General features: G+C 75.0%; 20 protein-coding genes and 1 pseudogene. 2 read left to right on the top strand and 19 right to left on the bottom strand.

Going from position 1 to position 21637, the window contains the following annotated elements:
• Nucleotides 1-10: 10 nt before the first annotated feature.
• From CNO22_RS01025 to CNO22_RS00970, 13 genes and pseudogenes are all read right to left on the bottom strand, one after another.
• On the bottom strand, nt 11-1201 hold the full coding sequence (locus CNO22_RS01025) for an AAA family ATPase (protein ID WP_100497502.1): 1191 nt from the start codon (nt 1199-1201) through the stop codon (nt 11-13).
• Complete coding sequence (gene cpaB, locus CNO22_RS01020) at nt 1198-1932, bottom strand: Flp pilus assembly protein CpaB (protein WP_100497501.1); 735 nt, start codon at nt 1930-1932, stop codon at nt 1198-1200. The genes CNO22_RS01025 and cpaB overlap by 4 nt, the downstream gene beginning before the upstream one ends.
• 9 nt (nt 1933-1941) lie before the next feature.
• Entirely contained in the window at nt 1942-2898 is a 957-nt protein-coding gene (locus CNO22_RS01015; protein ID WP_232806703.1) for a pilus assembly protein TadG-related protein, read from the bottom strand.
• The gene (locus CNO22_RS01010) at nt 2886-3281 is read right to left on the bottom strand and encodes a TadE/TadG family type IV pilus assembly protein (RefSeq protein ID WP_100497500.1); all 396 of its coding nucleotides are present in this window, start codon (nt 3279-3281) and stop codon (nt 2886-2888) included. The genes CNO22_RS01015 and CNO22_RS01010 overlap by 13 nt, the downstream gene beginning before the upstream one ends.
• A gap of 100 nt (nt 3282-3381) precedes the next feature.
• Nucleotides 3382-3606 carry a Flp family type IVb pilin gene (locus CNO22_RS01005; protein WP_100497499.1) on the bottom strand — a complete coding sequence of 75 codons (225 nt, stop codon included), beginning with the start codon at nt 3604-3606 and terminating at the stop codon, nt 3382-3384.
• A gap of 213 nt (nt 3607-3819) precedes the next feature.
• Entirely contained in the window at nt 3820-4491 is a 672-nt protein-coding gene (locus CNO22_RS01000) for a prepilin peptidase (protein ID WP_100497498.1), read from the bottom strand.
• 102 nt (nt 4492-4593) lie between these two features.
• Nucleotides 4594-5349: a hypothetical protein gene (locus CNO22_RS00995; protein ID WP_100497497.1), complete on the bottom strand. Its 756-nt coding sequence runs from the start codon at nt 5347-5349 to the stop codon at nt 4594-4596.
• 111 nt (nt 5350-5460) lie between these two features.
• Entirely contained in the window at nt 5461-5643 is a 183-nt protein-coding gene (locus CNO22_RS00990; RefSeq protein ID WP_100497496.1) for a hypothetical protein, read from the bottom strand.
• 105 nt (nt 5644-5748) lie between these two features.
• A complete protein-coding gene (locus CNO22_RS00985) occupies nt 5749-8082 on the bottom strand; it encodes a lysylphosphatidylglycerol synthase transmembrane domain-containing protein (protein WP_100497495.1) in 2334 nt (777 codons plus the stop codon).
• A gap of 73 nt (nt 8083-8155) precedes the next feature.
• Entirely contained in the window at nt 8156-8986 is an 831-nt protein-coding gene (locus CNO22_RS28710; protein WP_232806702.1) for an MFS transporter, read from the bottom strand.
• A gap of 106 nt (nt 8987-9092) precedes the next feature.
• Nucleotides 9093-9275 (bottom strand): annotated as a pseudogene (locus CNO22_RS30020) (MFS transporter); the annotation flags it as partial.
• Nucleotides 9276-9460: 185 nt separating this feature from the next.
• A complete protein-coding gene (locus CNO22_RS00975; protein ID WP_232806701.1) occupies nt 9461-10738 on the bottom strand; it encodes a multidrug effflux MFS transporter in 1278 nt (425 codons plus the stop codon).
• A 105-nt stretch (nt 10739-10843) separates the two neighbouring features.
• Nucleotides 10844-11809 (bottom strand): NAD(P)/FAD-dependent oxidoreductase, encoded by a 966-nt coding sequence (locus tag CNO22_RS00970; RefSeq protein WP_100497527.1) that lies wholly within the window; start codon nt 11807-11809, stop codon nt 10844-10846.
• A 267-nt stretch (nt 11810-12076) separates the two neighbouring features.
• Here CNO22_RS00970 and CNO22_RS00965 point away from each other — a divergent pair, with 267 nt between their 5' ends.
• Entirely contained in the window at nt 12077-13006 is a 930-nt protein-coding gene (locus tag CNO22_RS00965; RefSeq protein WP_232806700.1) for an aldo/keto reductase, read from the top strand.
• 55 nt (nt 13007-13061) lie between these two features.
• Nucleotides 13062-14384, top strand: coding sequence for an ATP-dependent 6-phosphofructokinase (locus CNO22_RS00960; protein ID WP_100497492.1), 1323 nt, complete (start codon nt 13062-13064; stop codon nt 14382-14384).
• A gap of 84 nt (nt 14385-14468) precedes the next feature.
• On the opposite strand, the gene CNO22_RS00955 is transcribed toward CNO22_RS00960, so the two are convergent.
• The 6 genes from CNO22_RS00955 to CNO22_RS00930 all read right to left on the bottom strand — a co-directional run bounded on the left by CNO22_RS00955 (nt 14469) and on the right by CNO22_RS00930 (nt 21597).
• Nucleotides 14469-15272, bottom strand: a complete 804-nt coding sequence (locus tag CNO22_RS00955; protein WP_100497491.1) for an HAD-IA family hydrolase — start codon at nt 15270-15272, stop codon at nt 14469-14471.
• The gene (locus CNO22_RS00950; protein ID WP_198588025.1) at nt 15272-16123 is read right to left on the bottom strand and encodes a class II fructose-bisphosphate aldolase; all 852 of its coding nucleotides are present in this window, start codon (nt 16121-16123) and stop codon (nt 15272-15274) included. Before CNO22_RS00950 ends, CNO22_RS00955 begins: the two co-directional genes overlap by 1 nt.
• Before the next feature lie 110 nt (nt 16124-16233).
• Nucleotides 16234-17310 carry a GAF domain-containing protein gene (locus tag CNO22_RS00945; RefSeq protein WP_198588024.1) on the bottom strand — a complete coding sequence of 359 codons (1077 nt, stop codon included), beginning with the start codon at nt 17308-17310 and terminating at the stop codon, nt 16234-16236.
• Nucleotides 17311-17410: 100 nt separating this feature from the next.
• Entirely contained in the window at nt 17411-18499 is a 1089-nt protein-coding gene (locus tag CNO22_RS00940) for an HAD-IIA family hydrolase (protein ID WP_232806699.1), read from the bottom strand.
• A complete protein-coding gene (locus CNO22_RS00935; protein ID WP_100497488.1) occupies nt 18496-20211 on the bottom strand; it encodes a dihydroxyacetone kinase family protein in 1716 nt (571 codons plus the stop codon). Before CNO22_RS00935 ends, CNO22_RS00940 begins: the two co-directional genes overlap by 4 nt.
• A gap of 57 nt (nt 20212-20268) precedes the next feature.
• Nucleotides 20269-21597, bottom strand: coding sequence for a 2-oxo acid dehydrogenase subunit E2 (locus tag CNO22_RS00930; RefSeq protein ID WP_198588023.1), 1329 nt, complete (start codon nt 21595-21597; stop codon nt 20269-20271).
• Nucleotides 21598-21637: the final 40 nt, after the last annotated feature.

The raw sequence follows: 21637 nt of genomic DNA, 5'->3' as shown, positions 1-21637 counted from the left end.
AAGGCGGAGGTCACGACGCCGCCCGGTGCTTGGCGCGGTAGCGGCCCGGCCGCACGATCGGGGTGGCGGCGAACCGGGACACCAGCCGGCGCAGCTCCTTGACCACCGGGTCGCGGCGGCCCGAGGCGAGGATCGGCACGCCCTGGTTGGTCGACGGCGGCACCGCGGCCGAGCGGGGCAGGACGACGTCCACCCCGGTGCCGATCGCGGTCTCGACGTCGCGCACCGACAGCCCGCCCTTGGCGTCGGCGAGGTTCATGACCACGTGCCGGCCGGCCGGGATCATGCAGAGCTCGCGCAGCACGTCGAGCTCCTTGCGCAGCCCCCGGACGCCGGGGACGTCCATGCTGCTGAGCATCACCACGTCGGTGGCGCGGTCGAGGGCGGCCAGGGTCTGCTCCGACAGCCCCGGCGCGGTGTCGACGACGACGTAGCGGAACTCGCGGGCCAGCGAGGTGAGCAGCCGGCTGACGTCGGCAGCGGTGACGGTGTCGCCGGCCGCCGGGGACTCCGCGCCGCACACCGCGTACAGGCCGCTGGGGTGCTGGGTGAGGAAGGTCTTGAGGACCATCGTGTCCTCGGTTGCCGGGCCGTGGGCGACGTCGGGCAGCGCGTACTCGGGCACCAGTCCCAGCGCCGAGGCCACGTCGCCGAACTGGACGTCGAGGTCGACCAGCACCGTCGACTGGGGCGCGGCCGCGGTCAGGCCGATCGCCAGGTTGGTCGACACGGTGGTCTTGCCGACGCCGCCCTTCGGCGAGGCCACGGTGATGACCCGCCCGGTGTAGCGGGCGGTCTCCTCGACCGGGCGCAGCACCCGCCGCCGTCCGGCCGCGGCGGCGCCGGCGCGCTCGACGGCCTCCCGGATGGTGAGGACGTCGGCGGAGGGCGAGAGCAGGTCGCGGATGCCGGAGCGCATCGCCGCCTGCCACATCTGCGGCGAGGCCTCGGCCATGAGCACCACGGTGATCCCGGGGCTCTGCACGTCGAGTCGGGAGGCGAGCGTGAGCACCGCATCCGGCGCCGCGGCGGGCCCGATCAGCAGGACGTCGGGCAGCTCGCCGTCGACGAGCTGCTCGAACAGCCGCGCCGGGTCGGCGGGCAGCCGGCCGGCGGGCAGCACGTGCACGTCGCCGTCGGTCGCCTCCTTGACGCGCAGGACGAGCTCCTCGTCGGCTGCGCCGAGCACCACGCGGCTCATGAGTAGTCCTTCTCGTAGACGTTCTCGGGGGTGAGGACCTCGGTGCCGCCGGTGTCGACGCCCTCGGGCTCGAGGGAGAGCCAGACGGTGCCGTGCTCCATGCCGAAGACGACGGCCTCGGCCTGCTCGGGGCGCAGCCCGAGGGTGACCATGAGGCTGGCCGAGGGCGCGGCGCCGCCCGAGGACGCGGTGTCGGTCCCCTCGCCGTCCGCGACGGCGACCGGCGCACCCTGCACCTGGGTGACGAGGACGCGGCTCAGGAGCACATGCGTCCTGCCGTCGAGGGAGACGTGGACGCCGACGGTGTCCCCGGCGGCCAGCCGCCCGCCGACGGCGCGCTGCGGTTCGAGCAGGATGCTCACCTCCGCAGCCCCCTCGGGTGCGGCCACGGTGCCGGGGACGGTCAGGTCATCGGGCGCGGCGAACCGGGCGGCCAGCAGCTGCTCGCCCGGCTGCAGGTCGACGGTGGCGACCTGCCCGGCCAGCTCGCCGAGGTCGGTCACGACGCCGGGGACCGCGGCCTTGGCCGGCAGCCGCTCGGTGCGGACCAGTTCGGCCAGGTCCTCCCCCGGCGTCCCCTCGGCGACGGGCCGGTCGACCACCAGCACGTCCACGGTCTGCACCCCGGCCAGGGCACGGGCGTCGGCACCGCGCACGTAGGCCAGCAGGACCACGGCGCCGGTGGCGGCGAGGACCAGCGCCGCGAGGGCGGCGATCAGTCGGCGTCTCACGAGGGGCCCCTATCGGACGAGTCGGAGGACCCAGGCGCCCAGAGAGGGCGCACCGGGGCCGTAGGTGAAGGAGTCGCCGGCGTCGACGAAGCGGGTGAAGTAGCCGCGGATGCAGCGGTCCTCGCCCTTGCACGGCTGGCCGGAGTCGTACGGGCCGCCGAAGTGGTAGGCGGTGATCGTGAACGCCGCGTAGCCGTAGACGTGGTACCAGGCGCTGCTGCCGGTGCCGCCGACCTCGTCGAAGATCGGCAGCAGCACGGTCCGCCCGACGAGCGCGGCGACGTCGCCGGGCTGGCAGCCCTGCGAGGGGTTGTTGCCCGGCTCGGAGGTGAAGCGCCCGCCGATGCGGCTGGTGGCCCGGCAGGTGGTGCCGCCGTCGGTGGTCAGCCAGCCGAAGCCGCCGGGCACGAACATGTTGGACGGCCCGGTGCAGCCGGTGCCGGACTTCTTGGGCAGCTCGATGGTGCGCTCGGTGGTGGTCGAGGGCAGGCCGCCGCCGGTCTGGGCCGCGAACTCGCACCAGGAGAAGATCAGCGGCAGCATCGCCGTCCCCCCGGTGGGCGCACCCCAGGCGACCGTCGCGCTGGCCGCCACCTGCGTGGACTCGTGCCCGATGACCGGGGCGAACCAGTGCTCGGTGGGCGCGCTGCCGGTGACCGTGACGCGCAGCGGGTCGCCGGCGAGCACCGGCGGGGCTGCGGTGGCGCCGCCGAGGTTGGCGTCGACCAGGTCCTGCGCGGTGGCCCGCATGTCGCCGCAGGCGCCGCGGGCGCAGTCGCGGGCGACGGCGAGGGCCGCGGCATCGGCCGCCGTCTGCAGCCGGGCCTTGTCGGCGTAGAGGGCACCGATGTCGACGGCGATCGCGGTGAACCCCAGGATCGGCACCAGCAGCAGGGCCACGAGCACCGCGGAGGCGCCGTGCTCGCCGGCGAGCCGGCGGCGGAGGCGGGCGGTCAGCCGTTGCACCGCATGACCCCCGTCCCGGTCAGGTCGATGTCGGCGCCGAAGAAGTCGGTGAGGAAGGGCATCGGGTAGTCGACGGTCACGCGCACGTTGGTGGTGGTCGTGCTCGTCAGCGGGCAGGCGGCCGGCGTGACGGTGATCTGCGCGTCCGTGACCGCCGGGTCGAGGGTCGGGGCGGCCTCGCGGACCGCCCTGCGCGCCGCGGCCGGGTCGTTCTGCAGGGCCATGACCCGGGCGCCCTCGCGGGCCGCGGCGGACAGGGTGCCCTGCACCTGGAACGCGTGCCCGAACTCGGCGATGCCGAGCACCAGGACGAGCAGCAGCGGCACGATCATCGCGAACTCCACGGCGCTCGCGCCGTGCTCGTCCCGCAGTCGGGTGCGCACTCCTCCCCCACCTCCTCTCCCGCTGTCGTCGTCGCCGGGTGCGGCGCGGCGCAGCGGCCCCGGGGGGACGGGGCCGCTGCGCCGTGGGGTGGAGCGGAGATCAGGGGGTGGCGGTGCCGCCGAGCTTGGTGCCGATGGTGTCGAACAGCTTGTCGAGGTTCTCGCCGAGCAGGACGACCGCAGCGATGATCACGACGGCGATGAGGCCGACCATGAGGCCGTACTCGACGGCGGTCGCGCCCTTCTCCTCGCGCTTGAGGCGCGCCTCGGCGAAGGAGTAGAGCGTCACGATGGTGGCCAGCGGGTTGGTGAGCAGGTTCAGCACGGGGACTCCCTGGGGGACGGTGCCGGCCGGTCCGGGTCGGGGTGACCCGGCGTCGCGGCATCTCCAGGGGTGTCGTGTCGGCGGCTTGCCGGCTTGAGCCCCGTTCACCCCTTCGGCCGACACCGTCCACCCGACCGGGTGACGGCTCTCCCCGCGCGGTCACTCCGCGTCATCGCTGCCCTCCGGCGATCCCCGCGGGGATTGCCGGAGGGGTCAGGGGAGGAGCGCGGTGGCGCCGATCACCAGGGCGGCACCCGCGAGCATGGCGGGGCCGAACGGCAGCTCGCCCCGCAGCCCGATCCGCCGGGTCGCCAGCAGGACCAGGGCGACCAGGGCCTGGACGACGAAGCCGGCGAGCGCACCGAGGAGCACCGCTCCCCAGCCGAGCCAGCCCAGGTACAGGCCGAGGAGGGCGGCGAGCTTCACGTCGCCCATGCCCAGTCCGCCGGGCGAGACGAGCGCGAGCGCCAGGTAGACCGCGAACAGGGCCGCCGCGCCCAGCACCGCCCGCAGCAGCGCGTCCCACGCGCCGTCGGCGAGGGCCGGCACCAGCAGCAGCGCCGCCCCCGCGGCCAGCGCCGGCAGCACCACGCGATTGGGCAGCAGCCGGTGTTGCAGGTCGATCACGGCCAGCAGCACGCCGGCGACGGCGAGGAGCAGGAACGCCGCCAGCTCCCAGGTGAGCCCGGAGCGCAGCACGGTGAGGGCGGTCAGCAGCGCGGTTCCGCACTCGATCACCGGCGGCCGGACGGCGACCGGCCCCGGGCCCAGCAGCTCCCGGACACCGGCGTCCGCCGGCCAGGGGAAGCGGCCGGCGGCACGGTTGACGAGCACCCCCGCAACTGCCCCGAGCACCAGGGCGACGAGGGCGAGGGCTGCGAGCACGGAGCGACGATGGCACGGCGTCGGCCGCCGGCGCGGGACCGCCACCAGATCGGGGACGACGCGAACCGGCCGCCGGAGGCACCGCCGCCGTCCCCGGCCGGGTCAGGCGCCCTGCGCGGTCCGGACCGCATGTTCGAAGAGGTCGATGAAGGCGGCCTCGTCCAGCGGGTCGGAGTCCGCGCCGGTGCGCTGCAGGAACACCAGACGCTGGCCGTCCCTGGCCACGGCCAGCAGCGAGGGCACGGTGAGCTGCGTGCCGTCGGGTGCGGAGACCGCGGTGGTGAAGCGCAGCCCGTCGCTCGCGTCGCCCAGGTCCGGGACCTCGAAGGCGGCGAAGTCGATGGTGACCGACGTGCCGTCGGGGGCGTCGACGGTGACCTGCGGGCACCGTTCGACCAGCTGGTCGAACGCCGGTGCGGCGTCGCCGACCTGCTCGCTCTCGGCCAGCACCTCCACGGTGATGCCGTCCGGGGCGGTCGCCGACTGGGCGACGACGACGCCGAAGTCCTCGGGGGCGACCGTGGTGGCGCCCAGGCCCTCTCCACACTCGGGCGGCGTGACCGTGGCGCCCTCAGGCAGCCCGCCGGAGGCGCCGGTGGTCACCTGCCGGACGTCGACGGTGACCACGTTGGCCTCCGGCCCGAAGGCGTCGGTCGGCAGCAGTCCGGCGGCCAGTTCGTCCTCGGTGCTCAGCTCCTCGGCGGCCGCGCTGGACGAGGGGGCCGCGCTGGACGTCTCCGTGCTCGACGACGCGGCCGCGGCCTCACCGTCCGCCGGCTCGGCGCAGGCGGTGGCCGCGGCCAGAACGGCGAGTCCAGCGAGCGCGGTGGGCAGCAGGCGGCGCTTCGGAGGGGTCATGCGCCGGAAGCTAGGGGCGGCGGTCGGCGCTCGCGCTGAGTGACCGCCGCCGTCACCTGATCGGGTGACGACGGCTCGCCCGGGTCTCGTATCTCGTGGTGGGCTGGCGGATCAGCCGCCGGACAGCCCGGCGGGCGGGTTCGCGCCGTCGGAAGACGGCGGCTCGTCGACGGTCGTGTCCGCGGCGGCCGACACGGTGACCGTGTCGGCCGCCGCAGTGGCCGCGGGGTCGGCGGTGACGGTGCGGTCGGCAGGAGCCCCGAGGCCGGCGGGCGTGCGCCTCCCGCCGTCCATGCTCCCGATCAGCGTTCGAACGAACGTCGCGGCAAAACAGCATGACGATGAACCCGCAGGTCAGCGATCCAGGGCAGCGGACGGAGCGGGTCGGACGCAGACGGGTCAGATCCGCTGTTTCCGTTGGAGCGCGAGGAAGGCGAGCCAGCCGAAGGGGGCCGGCAGCCAGAACGTCGCCGTCCGGAAGGCGAGCACGGCGGTGAGCGCGGCGGTCACCGGCACACCCGTCGCCGTCAGGGCGCCGACGAGCGCGGCCTCGACGGCACCGAGCCCGCCGGGGGTGGGCGCCGCCGACCCGATCGTGGACGCCGCCAGGTAGACGACGACGAGCGTCGGCAGGGACAGCGACGCGGAGAAGGCGCGCAACGAGGCGTCGAGTGCCAGCACGTAGCCGCCGTTGAGCAGCAGGATGCCCAGCACCGCCGTCCCGACGCGGCGCGGCTGGGTGAGCGCGCTGAGCAGCTGGGGCAGCGTCTGGCGCAGCAGCGGCTCCACCCGGCGGTGCAGCAGCCGCCGGGTCGGCGGCAGCAGGCCCACGGCGACGAGCACCGCCGTCGCCACGAGCAGGACGACGAGCACCTCACCGCTGGGCAGCAGCGTCGGGCGGGACGCGGAGACACCGCTCACCCAGCTGCACACCAGCAGCACGACCACCGTGACCACGACGGTGACGACCTGGCTCACGGCGACGCTCGCCGCGGCGGTCGACAGCGGGACGCCGGAGCGCTGGAGGTAGCGGATGCCGAGCCCGACGTGGCCCACGGTCGGCGGGGTCACCAGCGTGACGAAGGCCGTCGCGACCTGCACCAGCGTCGTCCGGCCCAGGGGCAGGCCGACGGGCACGAAGGCCTGCAGGGCCAGCGCCGCCCCGACGTAGGTCACCGCCGAGCCGAGCACCGCGACCGCGAACCACTCCCAGCGGGCCGCGCTCAGCGTGCCGACGAGGCTGACCTCGGAGAGCTGGGAGGCCAGGACGTAGGCAGCGACCGTCGCCGCCAGCACCGTGAGGAGCGTCCGCGGCCGGACGCGCTCGAGCCGCGGCGCCGTGGCCGGAGCCGGGCCGGAGGGCCCGGCGAGGGCGGTGCGCAGGTCGCCGACGACGCCGGTCCGGCGCACCGCCTCGCGCAGCGGCGGGGGCAGCACCAGCGGCTGGGCCAGCGCCGCCAGCCGCGCCTCCGCCGCCGGCTCGGTCCCGTAGCCGGCCCGCAGCGCGGCCACCGCCGGCTCGACCCCGGCGTGCGCGGCCGCGGTCACCAGGAGCGCCACGAGGTCCAGCTCGCGCTGCAGCTCGCTGGCCGCCGGCTGCGCGGAGCGCCACCGGCTGAAGCCGACCCGGCCGTCCGGCAGCAGGACGACCGACCGCGGGCTGAGCGCGCCGTGGGCCACCCCGGCCCGGTGCACCCGCCGGAGTGCGGCGAACGCGGCCCGCAGCTCCCCCGGGACCTCGCCGTCCGCGTTCCCGAGCGGGGTGCCGGCGAGCGGCCGGGCCACCGACAGCAGCGCCGGTCCCGCGGACAGCAGCGTCACCACCCACGGGGCGGGGACGTCGGCCCCGCGGGCGATGCCGGCGCAGAGCGCCTCCCGCTCGAGCTGGCCGCGCAGGGTGAGGGCGGGCCGGCCGACGACCGACGACCGCAGCCGCACCAGCGACACCCCGCGGCGGGCCAGCGAGACGCCGCGGCGGTCGGGGTCGACGACGGTCACCTCGAGGTCCCCGCCGGGCGAGGTGGCGGCGTAGCGCAGGCTCTCCGCCGGATGCGGCAGCGCGCGCAGCTCGTCCACCGGGAGCCCGGCCGCGGCGAGCACCGCGCGGATCCGCCCCTCGTCCGGGCGGGCGGGCACGACGCCGACCACCACCCGGACGAGGAGGCCGGCCGTGAGCCCGGCGAGGACGGCGATCGCCCCGCTGAGCAGGGTGAGGCTGCCCAGCCCCAGCGCGCACAGCAGCGCCGCGCCGACGGCCAGCCGGGCGGGCGTCGTCCACCGCGGGCGCCGCTGCAGGTCGGCGCCGAGGAGCAGGCCGACGGCGGCGGCGATCGGGGTGACCGCCGCGTCCTCGGCCGGCCCCAGCAGGTCCTGCCGGCCCAGCAGCCACTCCGCGGCCTCGCCCGCGCCCACCGCCAGGACACAGGCGAGGCCGGCGGAGGTGACCGCGAAGCGGCGCCACCGGAACGCGTCGAGCAGGACGGCTCCGAGGACCCCGAGCACGGCGAGCGACGCGACCCCGTTGGCGATGGAGAGCAGGGTGCGCGGCAGCCCGCCCAGCACGGCGTCCGCCAGGTCGGTCCCGGGCGTGGGCACGTCGGGCGCCAGGAGGGCGAACAGGACGAGGAGCAGCAGCGCACCGGCCGCGAGCGCCAGCTCGACGCCGTCGGCGGGCCGGCGGACCCGGGTCCGCGGCCAGAACGACGTCCGCCGGTCCGCGCCCCCCTCCGTCACCCGGCCAGTATTCGCAGCTCCCGGCCGCGCCGCTGCGCCGGGTCGCGAGGCCATGCGGACGGCGGATGCGCTCTCAGCGGTGCGGGGCGGCCCGCTCGGGTGGGGCTCCCCGCCGGCCCTCCGCGCGGGACGGCGCCGCCCCCGCGGACCCGGTCAGCCCGGGCAGCCGCAGGCTGAGCAGCAGCGCGAGCAGCGGCAGCGGGAGGAGCGCGGCCACCGACCACACCAGGCCGTGCGCGTCGGCCAGCACCCCGAACAGCGGTGTCACGGCACCGCCGGCCGAGACGGCCAGGCCGAGGGTGACGCCGGAGGCCGTGCCGACCCGGTTCGGGAGCAGCTCCTGCCCGAGGGTGGTCTGCACGGAGAAGGGCAGGTAGAGCCCCACGCCGAGCAGGACGACGGCAGCGAGGGCCGCCGGCCAGGAGGGTGCGGCGACGAGCAGGACCAGACCGGGGACGGCGATCGCGTGGCCCAGCCGGATGGCCGGCACCCGGCCCCACCGGTCGGCGAGCCAGCCGCCGGCGAGCGTGCCGACCGCCCCGACGGCGAGGAACGTCGCGAGCGCCGCGGAGCCCGCGGGGGCGGGGACGCCGAAGCGGTCGATGACGTACAGCGCGACGAGGGACGACACCCCGAAGTAGAGGACCGAGCGGATCACCACCAGCCCGGTCAGCCAGCCGAACGACCGCCAGTCGTCGTCCCGCTGCTGCGCCCCGCCGGCTGCGGCGGTCGCGCGCGGGCGGGCGCGGGCCCGGCGGCCGAGAGCCAGCAGGACGGCGGCCGTGCCCAGGGCCGGAAGCGCCAGCAGGGGCGTCCCGGCCACGCCGTAGGCGAGCAGCACGGGCGTGACGACGACCGGGCCGAGGGCGAGACCGACGTTGCCGCCGACGGCGAACCAGCTCATCCCCCGCGCCGAGGCGCCGGCGGCCGCGCGGGCCGCCCGGGCCGCCCGGGTGGTAGGCGGCCACGCCGAGGCCGGAGAGCGCCACCGCCGCCCACGTCCACCAGTAGGAGTCGCCGACGCCGGCCAGTCCGATGCCGACCCCGGCGACCAGCAGGCCCAGCGGGACCAGCCACGGCAGGGGCCGGCGGTCGACCAGGACCCCGAAGGCCGGCTGGACCACCGAGGAGAGCACGGTGGCGGCCAGGGTGATGCCGGTGACGGCGGCGTAGGACCAGCCCCGCTCCAGCACCAGGAACGGCAGCAGCGCGGGCACCGCCCCCTGGTACAGGTCGTCCACGACGTGGCTGACGGTCAGCAGGGCGAGCCCGCGGCGGTCGACCACACGCCCGTCCGAGGCGGGTGGGCCGCCCCGGTGCTCGCTGCGCACCAGGGAACCGTGGCCGCGCACCCGGCCGGTCGTCAACCGGCGACGGGTCAGTGGGCGCCGGCGGCTGCGGCGTCCTCCGGCGCGTCGGTCAGCTGCCACGGCCGGACGACGGTCACGAGGACGACGATCGCGAGGACCAGCGCGGTGAGGATGACCGCGCCCATCGCCGCGGCGTCGTTGCCCAGCAGGCCGACCACCGGGGAGACCGCGGCGCCGACACCGAACTGCACCGCGCCGAGCAGCGCGGCCGCCGAGCCGGCCGACTCCCCGTGCCGGGACAGCGCCAGCGCCGGGGCGTTGGGCAGCGCCAGACCGGAGGCGAAGAGCATCGCCCACAGCGGGACGACGACCGCGACGAGCCCGCCGGTGCCGGTGACGGCGAGGACGAGCAGCGCCGCGCCGGAGACCGCCCCGGCCACGGTGCCGGTGACCAGCACCTGCGCCGGCGACCAGCGGCGCAGCGCCACCGGGTTGAGCTGGGTGGCCGCGATCAGCCAGAACGCGCCCGCGCCGAACAGCAGGCCGAACTCCTGCTCGTCGAGGCCGAACTGGCGCTGGAAGACGAACGAGGAGCCGGAGACGTAGCTGAACAGCCCGGCCATCGTCAGCCCGGCGACGAGCACCAGGCCGACGAACGTGCGGTCGCGCAGCAGCCCGCGGTAGGTCCGCAGTGTGCCTGCGACGCCGCGGGCGCTGCGCCGGGACGGCGGCAGCGTCTCGCGCAGGGCCACGGCACCGACGGCGAGCAGCAGCAGGCCGTAGACCGCGAGGACGGCGAAGATGCCGCGCCAGCTCGTGACCCGCAGCAGCTCCCCGCCGAGCGTGGGCGCCAGCACCGGCGCGGCACCGAGGACGAGGAACAGCCGGGACAGCATGGTGGCCGCCGCGCGCCCGGTGAACAGGTCGCGCACGACCGCCATCGCGACCACCGCGCCGGCCGCCGCCCCCACCCCCTGCAGGAGGCGGAGCACGCCGAGCACCTCGATGCTCGGGGCGACCAGCACGAGCGAGGACGCCACCACGTACAGCGCCGTGCCGGCCAGCAGCGGTCCGCGCCGCCCGAACGCGTCGGAGAGCGGGCCGAGGACCAGCTGGCCGATCGCCAGGCCGATCAGCGTCCCGGTGAGGGTCAGCTGGACCATCGCCGACGTCGTCCCCAGCTCGGCGGCGATGGTGGGCAGCGCCGGCAGGTACATGTCGATCGTCAGCGGCCCGATGGCGACGAAGGCGCCGAGCAGGAGCGCGAGCAGCGCCCGGTTGGGCGGCGGGGCCTCGGTCGTCGGGGTGAGCGTCGCGGTCGCGGCGCGGTCCTGCAGGTCGGTCACGGGCGTCCATTCATCGAGGCGGTGGTGCGGGCGGCCCACGCTGGCCAGACCTCAGGGGCCAAGGCGGCACCGGCGCCGTCCATTCCTGGACGTGGCGGACGCCGCTCAGACCCCCAGCGGCCCGCGGGTGGCGGCGACCGCCCGGCGGGTGTCCTCGAGGACCAGGTCGTGGTTGACCTGGGCCGCTGCGGCCGCACCCCCCGCCGCTGCCGCACCGACCTGCGCGGCCAGGTCCGTGACGTTGCCGGCGAGCCACACGCCGGGGACGGCGCTGCGCCCGGCCGCGTCGGCGACCAGGTGCTCCCCCATCCCCGACGGGTGCGGCACCGGGGTCAGGCCGAGGCCGGCGAGGAAGCCGGTGCGGGCGACCATCCGCGACTGGACGGCGACCGCCGCCCGCTGGACCAGCGTGCCGTCGGCCAGCCGCACGCCGGCGAGCCGGTCGTCGGCGACCTCGAGTCCGGTCACCTCGCCTCTCACCACCGGGACGCCGAGGGCGGCCAGCTGCTCGGCCTGCTCGCCGGAGGGCGCCGGCTGGGTGTGCGCGAAGAGCGTGACGTCGGCGCTGAGCTGCCGGAACAGCAGCACCTGGTGCACCGCCATCGGGCCGCAGGCCAGCACCCCGATGGCCTGGTCGCGGACCTCCCAGCCGTGGCAGTACGGGCAGTGCAGCACGTCCCGACCCCAGCGCTCGCGCAGCCCGGGGACGTCGGGCAGCTCGTCGACCAGCCCGGTCGTGACCAGCAGCCGGCGGGCGCGCACCGTCCGGCCGTCGGCCAGCCCGACGGTGAAACCGTCGCCGTCCCGGTCCGCGCCGACGACCTCGCCGTCGACGACGGAGCCGCCGTAGGAGCGGACCTCGGCCCGCCCGCGCTCCAGCAGCTCGCCCGGCGGCATGCCCTCGCGGGCCAGCAGGCCGTGCACCCCCGTCGCGGGCGCGTTCCGGGGTGCGCCCGCGTCGACCACCACCACCGACCGCCGCGAGCGCGCCAGCACCAGCGCCCCGTTCAGCCCCGCCGCACCTCCGCCGACCACCACGACGTCGTACTCGTCCACCAGCTCATCGGTCACCGTGACCACCTCCGCGGCGACTGTGCGACCCTGCCCGCCGCTGCAGCAAGGGAACTTGCCAATGTGGCAATCCAGGTCACGAGCGGCGCGACGGCCGGATGAGGACCCGTGGCGCTCGCAGGTGTCGCCCCCCAGGGGTTGCGCCACCCGCAGTCCCGCACACGAGACTGGACCGGCGCCGGACACCGCACCCGTGGTGCAGTGTGGTCCCGACCCGGTCGCCGAAACCGGCACCACCCGGCGCCCACCCGGAGGGAGGAACCGACCGTGGCCCGACTCGGCTTGGGGATGGCCGCGATCGGGCGTCCTGCCTACATCACCACGGGCCGGGACGCCGACCTGCCGTCCGACCGGTCGGTCGAGGCACTGGAGGAGCGCGCTCGGGAACTGCTCGACGCAGCTGGCTCCCTCGGCATCTCCTACGTGGACACGGCTCGCTCCTACGGGCTCGCGGAGGAGTTCCTGAGCCGCTGGCTGCCGGGCGTGGACCCGGCGCCCTTCGTCGCCAGCAAGTGGGGGTACGCGTACACCGGCGACTGGCGTCTCGATGCGCCGGAGCACGAGGTCAAGGACCACAGCCTGACGGCCTTCGAGCGCCAGTTCGCCGAGACGGCCGGGCTCCTGGGACGGTGGCTGCGGCTGTACCAGGTCCACTCGCTCACTCCGGGCAGTCCGCTGTGGAACGACCGGCCGCTGGTCGCCCGGCTCGCCGAGGTGGCCGGGACCGGCGTCGAGCTCGGCTTCTCCACCTCCGGGCCCGCTCAGGCGGACGCCGTACGGCGCGGCGTGGAGCTCGTGCACGACGGCGTCCGGTTGTTCACCAGCGTCCAGGCGACCTGGAACCCCCTCGAGCCGAGTGTCGGCCCGGCGCTCGCCGAGGCGCGGGAGGCCGGGATGCGCGTGGTGGTCAAGGAGGCACTCGCCAACGGTCGCCTCACCGAGCCGGGCTCCGTGCACGGCACCCGTCTAGAGGACACCGCTCGCCGTCACGGCGTCGGGACGGATGCGGTCGCGCTCGCCGCCGCGCTCGCCCAACCCTGGTGCGACGTGGTCCTGTGCGGCGCCGTCACCGTGCCGCAGCTGCGCAGCAACGCCGCCGCCCTCGACCTCGTCCGAGCCGTCGACCTCGAGGACCTGGTGACGCCTGACCCGCCCGAGCACTACTGGGCCATCCGGAGCCGGAGACGCTGGAGCTGACCGACGCGGCGCAGAGTCCTCCGACTCCCGCCCGCCGGTGTGGGAACGTTCGCGCATGGTGGACCGCGAGGACCTCGCAGTGCGGACCCTGGGCCCGTGCCGGATCGACTCCCCCCTCGCCGCGAGACTCCGTGCCCGGGAGACGACCCAGCACTCGGTCGTCGAGGAGGACCGGGTCCTCTTCGACGACACCATCGCGACGGCCCGCGCGCGAGGGGTCCCCCTGGAGGAGCTGCCGAGTCTCGAGCCCGGCGGTCCCCGCAAGAAGATCTACTTCGATCCTGCCAAGACGCGGGTCGGCATCGTCACCTGCGGCGGCCTGTGCCCCGGTCTCAACGACGTCATCCGCGGTCTCGTCCTGGAGTTGTCGAGGCACTACGGCGTGCGGCGCATCGTCGGTTTCCAGCGGGGGTTCCGCGGTTTCATCCCGAGCTACGGCGACGACGTCATCGACCTCACCCCCGAGGTCGTCATGCACATCGACGACGAGGGCGGCACCATCCTCGGCACCTCCCGCGGCCAGCAGGACCCGGAGGAGATCGTCGACGCCCTCGAACGGCTGAACATCAACATCCTGTTCGTGATCGGTGGGGACGGCACCATCCGCGGGGCCATGGACGTCGTCCGGGTCGTGAGCGAACGAGGGCTCAAGGTCGCGGTCGTGGGGATCCCCAAGACCATCGACAACGACATCCCCTTCATCGACCAGAGCTTCGGCTTCCAGACGGCGATGGCCGAGGCGACCAAGTCGATCCAGGCGGCCGGCGTCGAGGCGCGGTCCGCGCCCAACGGGATCGGCCTGGTGAAGCTCATGGGCCGCCACTCGGGGTTCATCGCCTGCTACGCGACCCTCGCCAAGGACGACGCGGACTACGTCCTCATCCCGGAGGTGCCGTTCGCGCTCAAGGGAGACGGCGGCTTCCTCGAGCACCTGCGCCGCCGCGTGGCCGCGCTCGGGCACGCCGTGGTCGTCGCCGCCGAGGGGGCCGGACAGGAACACGTGGAGGAAGAGGCGCCCGGCACGGACGCCTCCGGCAACGTCCGGTTCGGCGACATCGGGCGCCTGCTGCGCCGGCTGGTCACCGAGCACTTCGATGCGCACGGCATGGAGTGCAACGTCCGCTACTTCGACCCCAGCTACGCCATCCGCAGCGTCCCGGCCAACCCCTTCGACAGTGCCTACTGCCTCCGGCTGGCCCACGCCGCCGTGCACGCGGCGATGGCCGGGCGCACGGAGATCATCGTCGGCCGCCGTCGCCGCCGCTTCGTGCACATCCCCATGCCGCTGGCCGTCAGCAGCCGCAACCACGTCGACCCGCAGGGCGACCTGTGGATGTCCGTGCTGGAGGCCACCGGCCAGCCCGTGCGCTTCGAGTGAGCTCCGGGCCGGGCGGCTCCCGGTCGGCCGCCTGCCGCGGGGCGTCCGGCGAGGGCGGCCGCGCGGCGAGACGAGCCGGGTGGCTCAGGCGGTCGCTCCCCGCGCCACCCGCGGGGCGGTGCGGATGCACTCCTGGAGGTCGTCGAGCGTCACGTGGTCCCCGGGGCGGGCCCCACTGCGGTTGGCGAGCACCTCGATGGGTGGGCGGCCCGGGTCCCCGAGTTCCGAGACGACCAGCACGGCCTCGCTGAAGTCCTCGTCGCGGGTGTAGCCGTTCACCGTGATCAGGCAGGGCAGGCCGGCGCCGGTCGCCGAGAGCAGGCCGTTGCGGGAATCCTCGACGACCAGCGTGTCGGACGGGTCGGCGCCGAGGACGTCCAGCGTCAGCGTGTAGATGGCGGGGTCGGGCTTCTTGGCCGGGACGACGTCCCCCGCGAAGACTGGCACCCGCTCGGCCACCTCCGGTCCGACGGCGTTCACCAGGACGGCGTGCACCGACTCCTCCGCCGACGTGGAGGCCACCGCGACGGTCCAGCCGGCCGCCAGGGCCTCGGGGATGATCCGCGAGACGCCCGGCCGGGGCGGCAGCTCACCGTTGGCGACCATCCACTTGAAGTGGGCGGTCTTCGCCTTGTGCCAGGTCAGCAGGAGGTCCGCCCGCTCCTTCTCGTCCCCCGGGATGCCGGCGGCCTCGACGAAGCCGGGGTCCCGGAAGAGGCTGGCCATCCGCTCCTTGCCTCCACCGATCTTCAGCCGCCGCCCGTACTCCTCCTCGTCCCAGCGCACCGGGAGGCCGAACTGCTCGAACGTGGCGTTGAAGGCCGGCAGGTGCCCGTACCGCTCGGTGTCGGCGAGCACCCCGTCGCAGTCGAAGACGAGGGTGGGCATCAGGCCCTCCCGGAGCTGCCGAACAGGCGCATGTGCTCACGGGCCATCTGCGTGACCGCTGCAGTCTGGTGCCTGAACAGCGACGGCGGGTCCCACTTGCCCTTCTCCTCGGCGCCGCGCAGGAACTCGAGGGCGGACTTCATGTACGCCTCCTTCAGCGCCGTGGAGATGTTGACCTTGGCGCATCCCCGGGCGATGAGGTCCTGGAACTGCTCCTTCGACAGACCGGTACCGCCGTGCAGTGCCATGGGGACACCGGTGGCCTCGACGAGGTCGGTGACCCGCTGGTGGTCGAGCACCGGGGCCGACGTGTACTGGCCGTGCGCGTTGCCGATCGCGGGCGCGAAGCAGTCGACGCCAGTGCGCTTGATGAAGTCGACTGCCACCTCGAGGGACTGCTGTACCGAGGCCTCGTCCGAACCGATGTCGTCCTCGACGCCCTGGATCCCCTCGATCTCGCCCTCGACGTTCGCCCCGTACCGCCGCGCTTCCTGGACCACCTCCGTGGTCTGCCGCAGGTTCTCGGCGACGTCGAGCTCGTGCGCGTCGAACAGGACCGAGTTCCACCCACCTCCCAGGCAGGAGCTGATCACGCTGCGGTCGGGACAGTGGTCCAGGTGTAGCGAGACCGGGACGTCGACGTCGCGGGCCAGCGCGGTGAAGATGCCGTAGAGCTGGTCGCGGCCGTACATCTTCACCGTCTTCACCGACGTCTGGATGATCACCGGGGAGCGTTCCTCGACGGCGGCGGCGAGCACGGCCTGGATGCTCAGGTCGTCGACGATGTTGATCGCCGGCACGCCATACCGCTCGGCGAAGGCTCGGTCGAGCGTCTCCTTCAGCGACACCACGGGCACAGGGGTCCTCCTCGGGGTCGACGACGCCCGGCGTCCGGCACCGGGGTCCCCCGTCAGTCAACCCCTCGAGGGCCGCGCGTCCCATGGGGAGATCCCCCCAGGACTCATCCCCGGGTGGCCGGCCCCTCGACGAGCCATCCCCGCTCCAGCGCCCGGACGACGGCGGCCGTGCGGCAGGACGTGCCGGTCTTGCGCAGCACCGCCCCGACGTGCTTCTCGGCCGTCTTCGGCGAGATGAGGAGCGCGTCGGCGATCGCCCGATCGCTCATCCCCCGGCTCAGCAGTACGGCGACCTGCTGCTCCCGCGCGGTGAACGGGGAGGGCGTGGCGCCGGGACGATCCGGGCCGGTCGGCAGCAGCGACGCCGTGCTGCGCCCCTCCGCCAGGACGAGCTCGACGGCCCCGTCCGCGCCGTCGACCAGCTCCTGCCAGCCGACCGCCCGGTCGCCGGTGTCCTGCACCTCGAGACGGAGGGCGGCCTCGTCGCGGACGATGCGCACCTGCACCGGGTCCGCGGGCTCCTGTCCCGGCAGCGAGGCCCGCGCCACGAGGGAGGCCAGGCCGAGGGCGACCTCGGCGACCGAGGCACACGTCGGGTCCACGGCGCCCGCGCCCTGCGTCCGGAGCGCCGGCGGGTCCTCGGCCCGCCGGAACAGGTGGCTCATCGCCAGGTCCCGCCCGGCGGCCGTGACGATGCCGGGCGCGACCACCTGGGTCACCACCTCGAGCTGGTCGACCTCGTCGGTGGTGAAGGACCGGGGGGTGCCTGCGAAGACCACGTTGGCCCCGATCACGTCACCCCGCCACCAGATCGGGATGGCCGCGACCGCGCCGTCGCGGGCCCGGCTGCCCGGCAGCAGGTGCCCGATCGCGACGTCGCGGTAGCTCGCCAGCACGATCGGCCGCTGGCTGGCCATGACCCGCCCGGTGACGCCCTCGTCCAGGGGGAAGCTCTGACCCAGACGGCAGGCCGTACCGCGCTCGGCGACCTTGGTGTAGCGCCCCGCAGCGGGGTCGACGATCGAGATGCTGCTGCCGACCGATCCGGTCAGGGTGCAACTGGCCGTCATGAGCCTGCGCAGGAGGGGGACCAGCCGGGCGTCCTCGTACAGGTCACGCGCGTACGCGGAGAGGGCGCTGGACAGGTCCCCCCGCCGCACCATGCCCGCGGTCTCAGGCATGGGGACACCGTAGGAACTCGGACACTCGCTGGCAATGTCCTCGTCACCGGCTCGGAACATCCCCGGTCCCGTCCCGCCGACCCCGATGGCCACGTCCTCGTCACAGCCCCAGCCCCGCCACGACCTCCCGGACCGTCTCCGGGTCCCCTCCGCCGTCGTGCCACCAGGCCGCGCAGACCGCGCGCAGGCCGTCGAGGCCCGCTCCCGCCCCGACCAGGGCGATCCCCGTCCCGGTCGTGGTGCAGATCCAGCCGCCGCAGCTCCACCCGCCGGCCTCGTGGCGGTGCACCGGGGGGTGTCCCCGCATGAGGCCGTCCCACAGGTCCGCACAGACGTACGAGGGACGGTGCACCGGTTGGGCCAGGACCAGGTCGACGGGCGTCGTCACGCCCGTGAGCACCAGCAGGCTGGCGACACCGGCCCGGTTCGCCCCCTCGATGTCGGTGTCGAGCCGGTCGCCGACGACCAGCGGCTCGCGGCTGCCCGTGCGGCGCACGGCCTCGAGGTGCAGCGGCGTCTGTGGCTTGCCCGCAGCGACCGGCCGGCGCCCCGTCGCCTGCGCGATGACCTCCACCAGCGCACCGTTGCCCGGAGCCAGTCCCCGGGCGGTGGGCACGGTGACGTCCAGGTTGCTGGCGATCCACGGCACGCCGGCACGGACGGCGTAGGTGCCCTCGGCGAGCAGCCGCCAGCCGACGTCCGGGGAGAAGCCCTGCACCACCGCTGCGGGGTGGTCCGAGGCCTGCCGCACGGGGCGCAGCCCGCGCTCCACCAGCGCCGCGTCCAGCCCCTCCCCGCCGACGACGAGGACGGCCGCGCCCGGTGCCACGGCCTCGGCGACCAGGGTGGCCGCCGCCTGCGCCGAGGTGACGACGTCTCCGGGTGCCGCGGCGATGCCCAGTGCGGTCAGGTGGGCGGCCACGGTCTCCGGCGTGCGGGAGGCGTTGTTGGTCACGAACGCCACGCGCAGCCCGGCCGCCCGGGCGGCGGCCACGGCCTCCGGCGCGCCGGCGACCGCGTGCGGCCCGACGTAGAGGACACCGTCGAGATCCAACAGGACGCCGTCGTGGCACTCCACCAGCGGCCGCGGGCTCCCCTCGACCAGGGGCCGGACCGGCCCCCGCGGGCCGCGGCTGCGGCCGAGGACGGCCGGGCCGTCCCCGGCCGCGTCTGCCGGTGGACGGATCAACCGCGCACCTGGTCGGCGATCGTCCGCACGATGTGGGCGAGGGACGTCGCGCCGGCGTCGGCATGACCGATGCTGCGCTCGGCCAGCGGCCGGGCCCGGCCGATCCGCGGCCGCATGGGGGCCGTCGCCTGCGCGGCCGACTCCGCGGCGTCCGCGGCCCTCCGCCAGGCCTCGGCGATCGACGCGCCGCCCTGTACCTCGGCCTCGAGGGCCTCCACGCAGGGGATGAGGGCGTCGAGCATCGTCTTGTCACCGGGTTCGGCCTTGCCGATCCGCCGCAGGGCGTCCAGCGCCGCACGGGCGGCGCGCACCTGCGCTGCGGCGTCCACGGGCTGGTCGTCCCCGAGCGCCTGGCCGGCGGCCGCGAGCATGGCTCCCCACAGTGCCCCGGACGTGCCCCCGGCCTGCGCGGACCACTCCTCGCCGGCCCCCGCCAGCACGGTCCGGGCGCCGGCCCCCTGCTCGGCGAGTTCACGCGCCGCAGCCAGCCCGTTCTCCGCTCCCCGGACCATGCCGACCCCGTGGTCGCCGTCGCCGGCGAAGGCATCGAGCTCGCCGAGCTCCTGCTGATGCTCCCGCAGGGTGACCAGCACGGCCTCCAGCCCGGCGGCGATGTGCCGCGCCGCGTCCTGGGACTCGGGGCTGCCCGGCTCGGTGACCGTGATCCGGGGGGCCTCGGTGGAGAGCTGCGAGTCGTCGATGAAGCGCGGAGCCTCCATCGTGCCGCGGCGGATCGCGGGGGTGTCGACCGGCGCGTTCCAGAGCCGCTCGATCTCGTCGTCGGTCCACGTGAGCGTCAGGGAGACACCGCCCATGTCCAGCGAGGTGGTCAGCTCACCGACCTCGCAGTCGACCACCTCGACGCCGGCCTGGCGCAGCAGCCTCTCGACGGCGCCATAGGTGACGAACAGTTCCTCGTAGGTCGTCGAGCCGAGTCCGTTGAGCAGCGCGATGACCCGGTTGCCCACGTTCTCCGGCTTGTCCTTGAGCAGCCCCTCGACCAGGACCTGCGCGACCTGGTCAGCGCTCTTGAGGTCGGCGTCGTAGATGCCCGGCTCGCCGTGGACGCCGAGGCCGACCCCCATCTTGCCGGGCGCCACGGTGAACAGCGGCCCGTCCGCGCCGGGGAGCGTACAGCCGGAGAAGGCCACCCCCAGCGTGCGCGTGCGGTGGTTCACGTGGTCGAAGACCGCGATGACCTCGTCGAGCGAGCGGCCCTCCTCGCAGGCGGCTCCGGTCACCTTGAACACGGTCACCCACCCGCAGATGCCACGGCGCTTGTGCGCCTCCTCGGGCGGCGCGGAGGCGATGTCGTCGGTGACCACCGCGATGCGCGCGTCGATCCCCTCGGCCTTCAGCAGCTCCGTCGCCTCCCCGAAGTGCAGGACGTCGCCGGCGTAGTTGCCGAAGGCGATGAGGACCCCGCCGCCGTGGTGGGCGGCCCGGCCGACGCTGACCGCCTGGGCGGCCGAGGGCGAGGAGAAGATGTTGCCGAACACGACGCCGTCGGCCATGCCCTGACCGACCCACCCGCCGAAGGCCGGGTGGTGGCCGGTGCCCCCGCCGACGATCATGGCGACCTTGCCCGGCCTGCTCTCGGTGGCCCGGACCGCTCCACCGAAGACCTTCCGGACGTAGCGCTTGTTGGCGGCGAGGAACCCGTCGGCGAGTTCCCTCGGGAAGTCGCTGGGGTCGTTCACGAGGAATGTCATCGCGCTGCCTTCCAGGGTTGCCGGGACTGGGCTGTTGCTGTGGTGGCTGTCACCGCGTCAGACGAGCAGCCGGATCGGGTTCTCCACGAGCTCGCGGAACCGCGCGAGCCACTGGGCGGCCAGAGCGCCGTCGACGGGCCGGTGGTCAGCGGAGAGCACCACCGTGATGAACTGGCCGAACCCCACTCCCCCGTCGTCGAGCTGGATCGGGCGGGAGGTGACGGCGCCGACGGCGAGGATCCCGACCTGCGGCGGGTTGATGATCGCGGCGAACTCCTCGACGCCGTACATGCCGAGGTTGGAGATCGCCAGCGATCCCCCCTCGAGCTCCTGTTGCTTGAGCGTGCCGGCGGCGGCGCGGGCGGCGAGGTCCTTGACCGTGGCCGAGATATCGGACAGCGACCGGCTCTGCGCCGACCGGACGACGGGGGTGACCAGACCCCGCTCGCTGGCCACCGCCACGGCGATGTCGACCGACTCGAAGCGCCGGACGGCGTCGGGGGTCCACACGACGTTCATGTCGGGGACCGCGACCATGGCCCGGGCGGCCGCCTTGACGAAGAAGTCGTTGATGGTGATCTTGACGCCGCCCTCGTCGTTGACCCGCCGGCGCAGGTCCAGCAGCGCGTCCACCCGGCAGGCCGCCGTGAGGTAGAAGTGCGGCACCTGCTGCTTGCTGGCCGTGAGTGCCGCGGCCACGGCCCGGCGGAACCGGGAGTGCGGGATCTCGGTGTACGCGGCGCCTGCCACGGCCGCCGCCGGTGCACCTGCCGGAGCAGGCGTCTGCTCGGCGGCCCCATCCCCCGAGGCCGGAGTCCCCACCACCTCGAGGGGAGGAGCTGTCGCGGCGGCCCCTCGCTTGCTCAGGGCCGCCTCGACATCACGGCGCCGGATCCGGCCGCCGGGCCCGGTGCCCTCGAGGTCCTCGAGCCGCAGGTCGGCTTGCGTTGCCAGCCGGCGGGCGAGGGGGCTGGCGAAGACGCGCCCGTGCCCGTCCCCGTTGCCGCTCACCACCGCATCCGCGGTGTGCTCGATGAGCGCTTCCTTGGCTCCCGGCACCAGGGCGTCCTGGGACCGCTCCTCGTCCGCGCCCTCGAGCGGACCGGAGATCTGCGGCCCCAGCCCGACGTTCCCGAGGATCGCCTGCTCGTCCTGCACCTCCTCACCGGGCTGGACGAAGACGGCGATGGGCCCGCCGATGGGCACCATCTCCCCGGCGGAGGCCAGGGTCTTGAAAAGAACGGCGTCCTCCTCGGCCTCCAGTTCCACCACGGCCTTGTCGGTCTCGACGCTGGCGATGACGTCGCCGCGCTTGACCGTCGCACCGGGCTCGACCGCCCAGTCGAGGAGCGCGGCCTCCGTCGCGTCGGCGGAGACGCCCGGCATTCTGAGAACGGTTGCCACGTGACCTAGCCCTCCGGCAGTC

The sequence above is a fragment of the Geodermatophilus chilensis genome (assembly GCF_002802985.1).
Taxonomy (GTDB): domain Bacteria; phylum Actinomycetota; class Actinomycetes; order Mycobacteriales; family Geodermatophilaceae; genus Geodermatophilus; species Geodermatophilus chilensis.
Note: the sequence above shows the minus strand (reverse complement) of the source record. Positions and strands in the feature narration are given on the sequence as shown.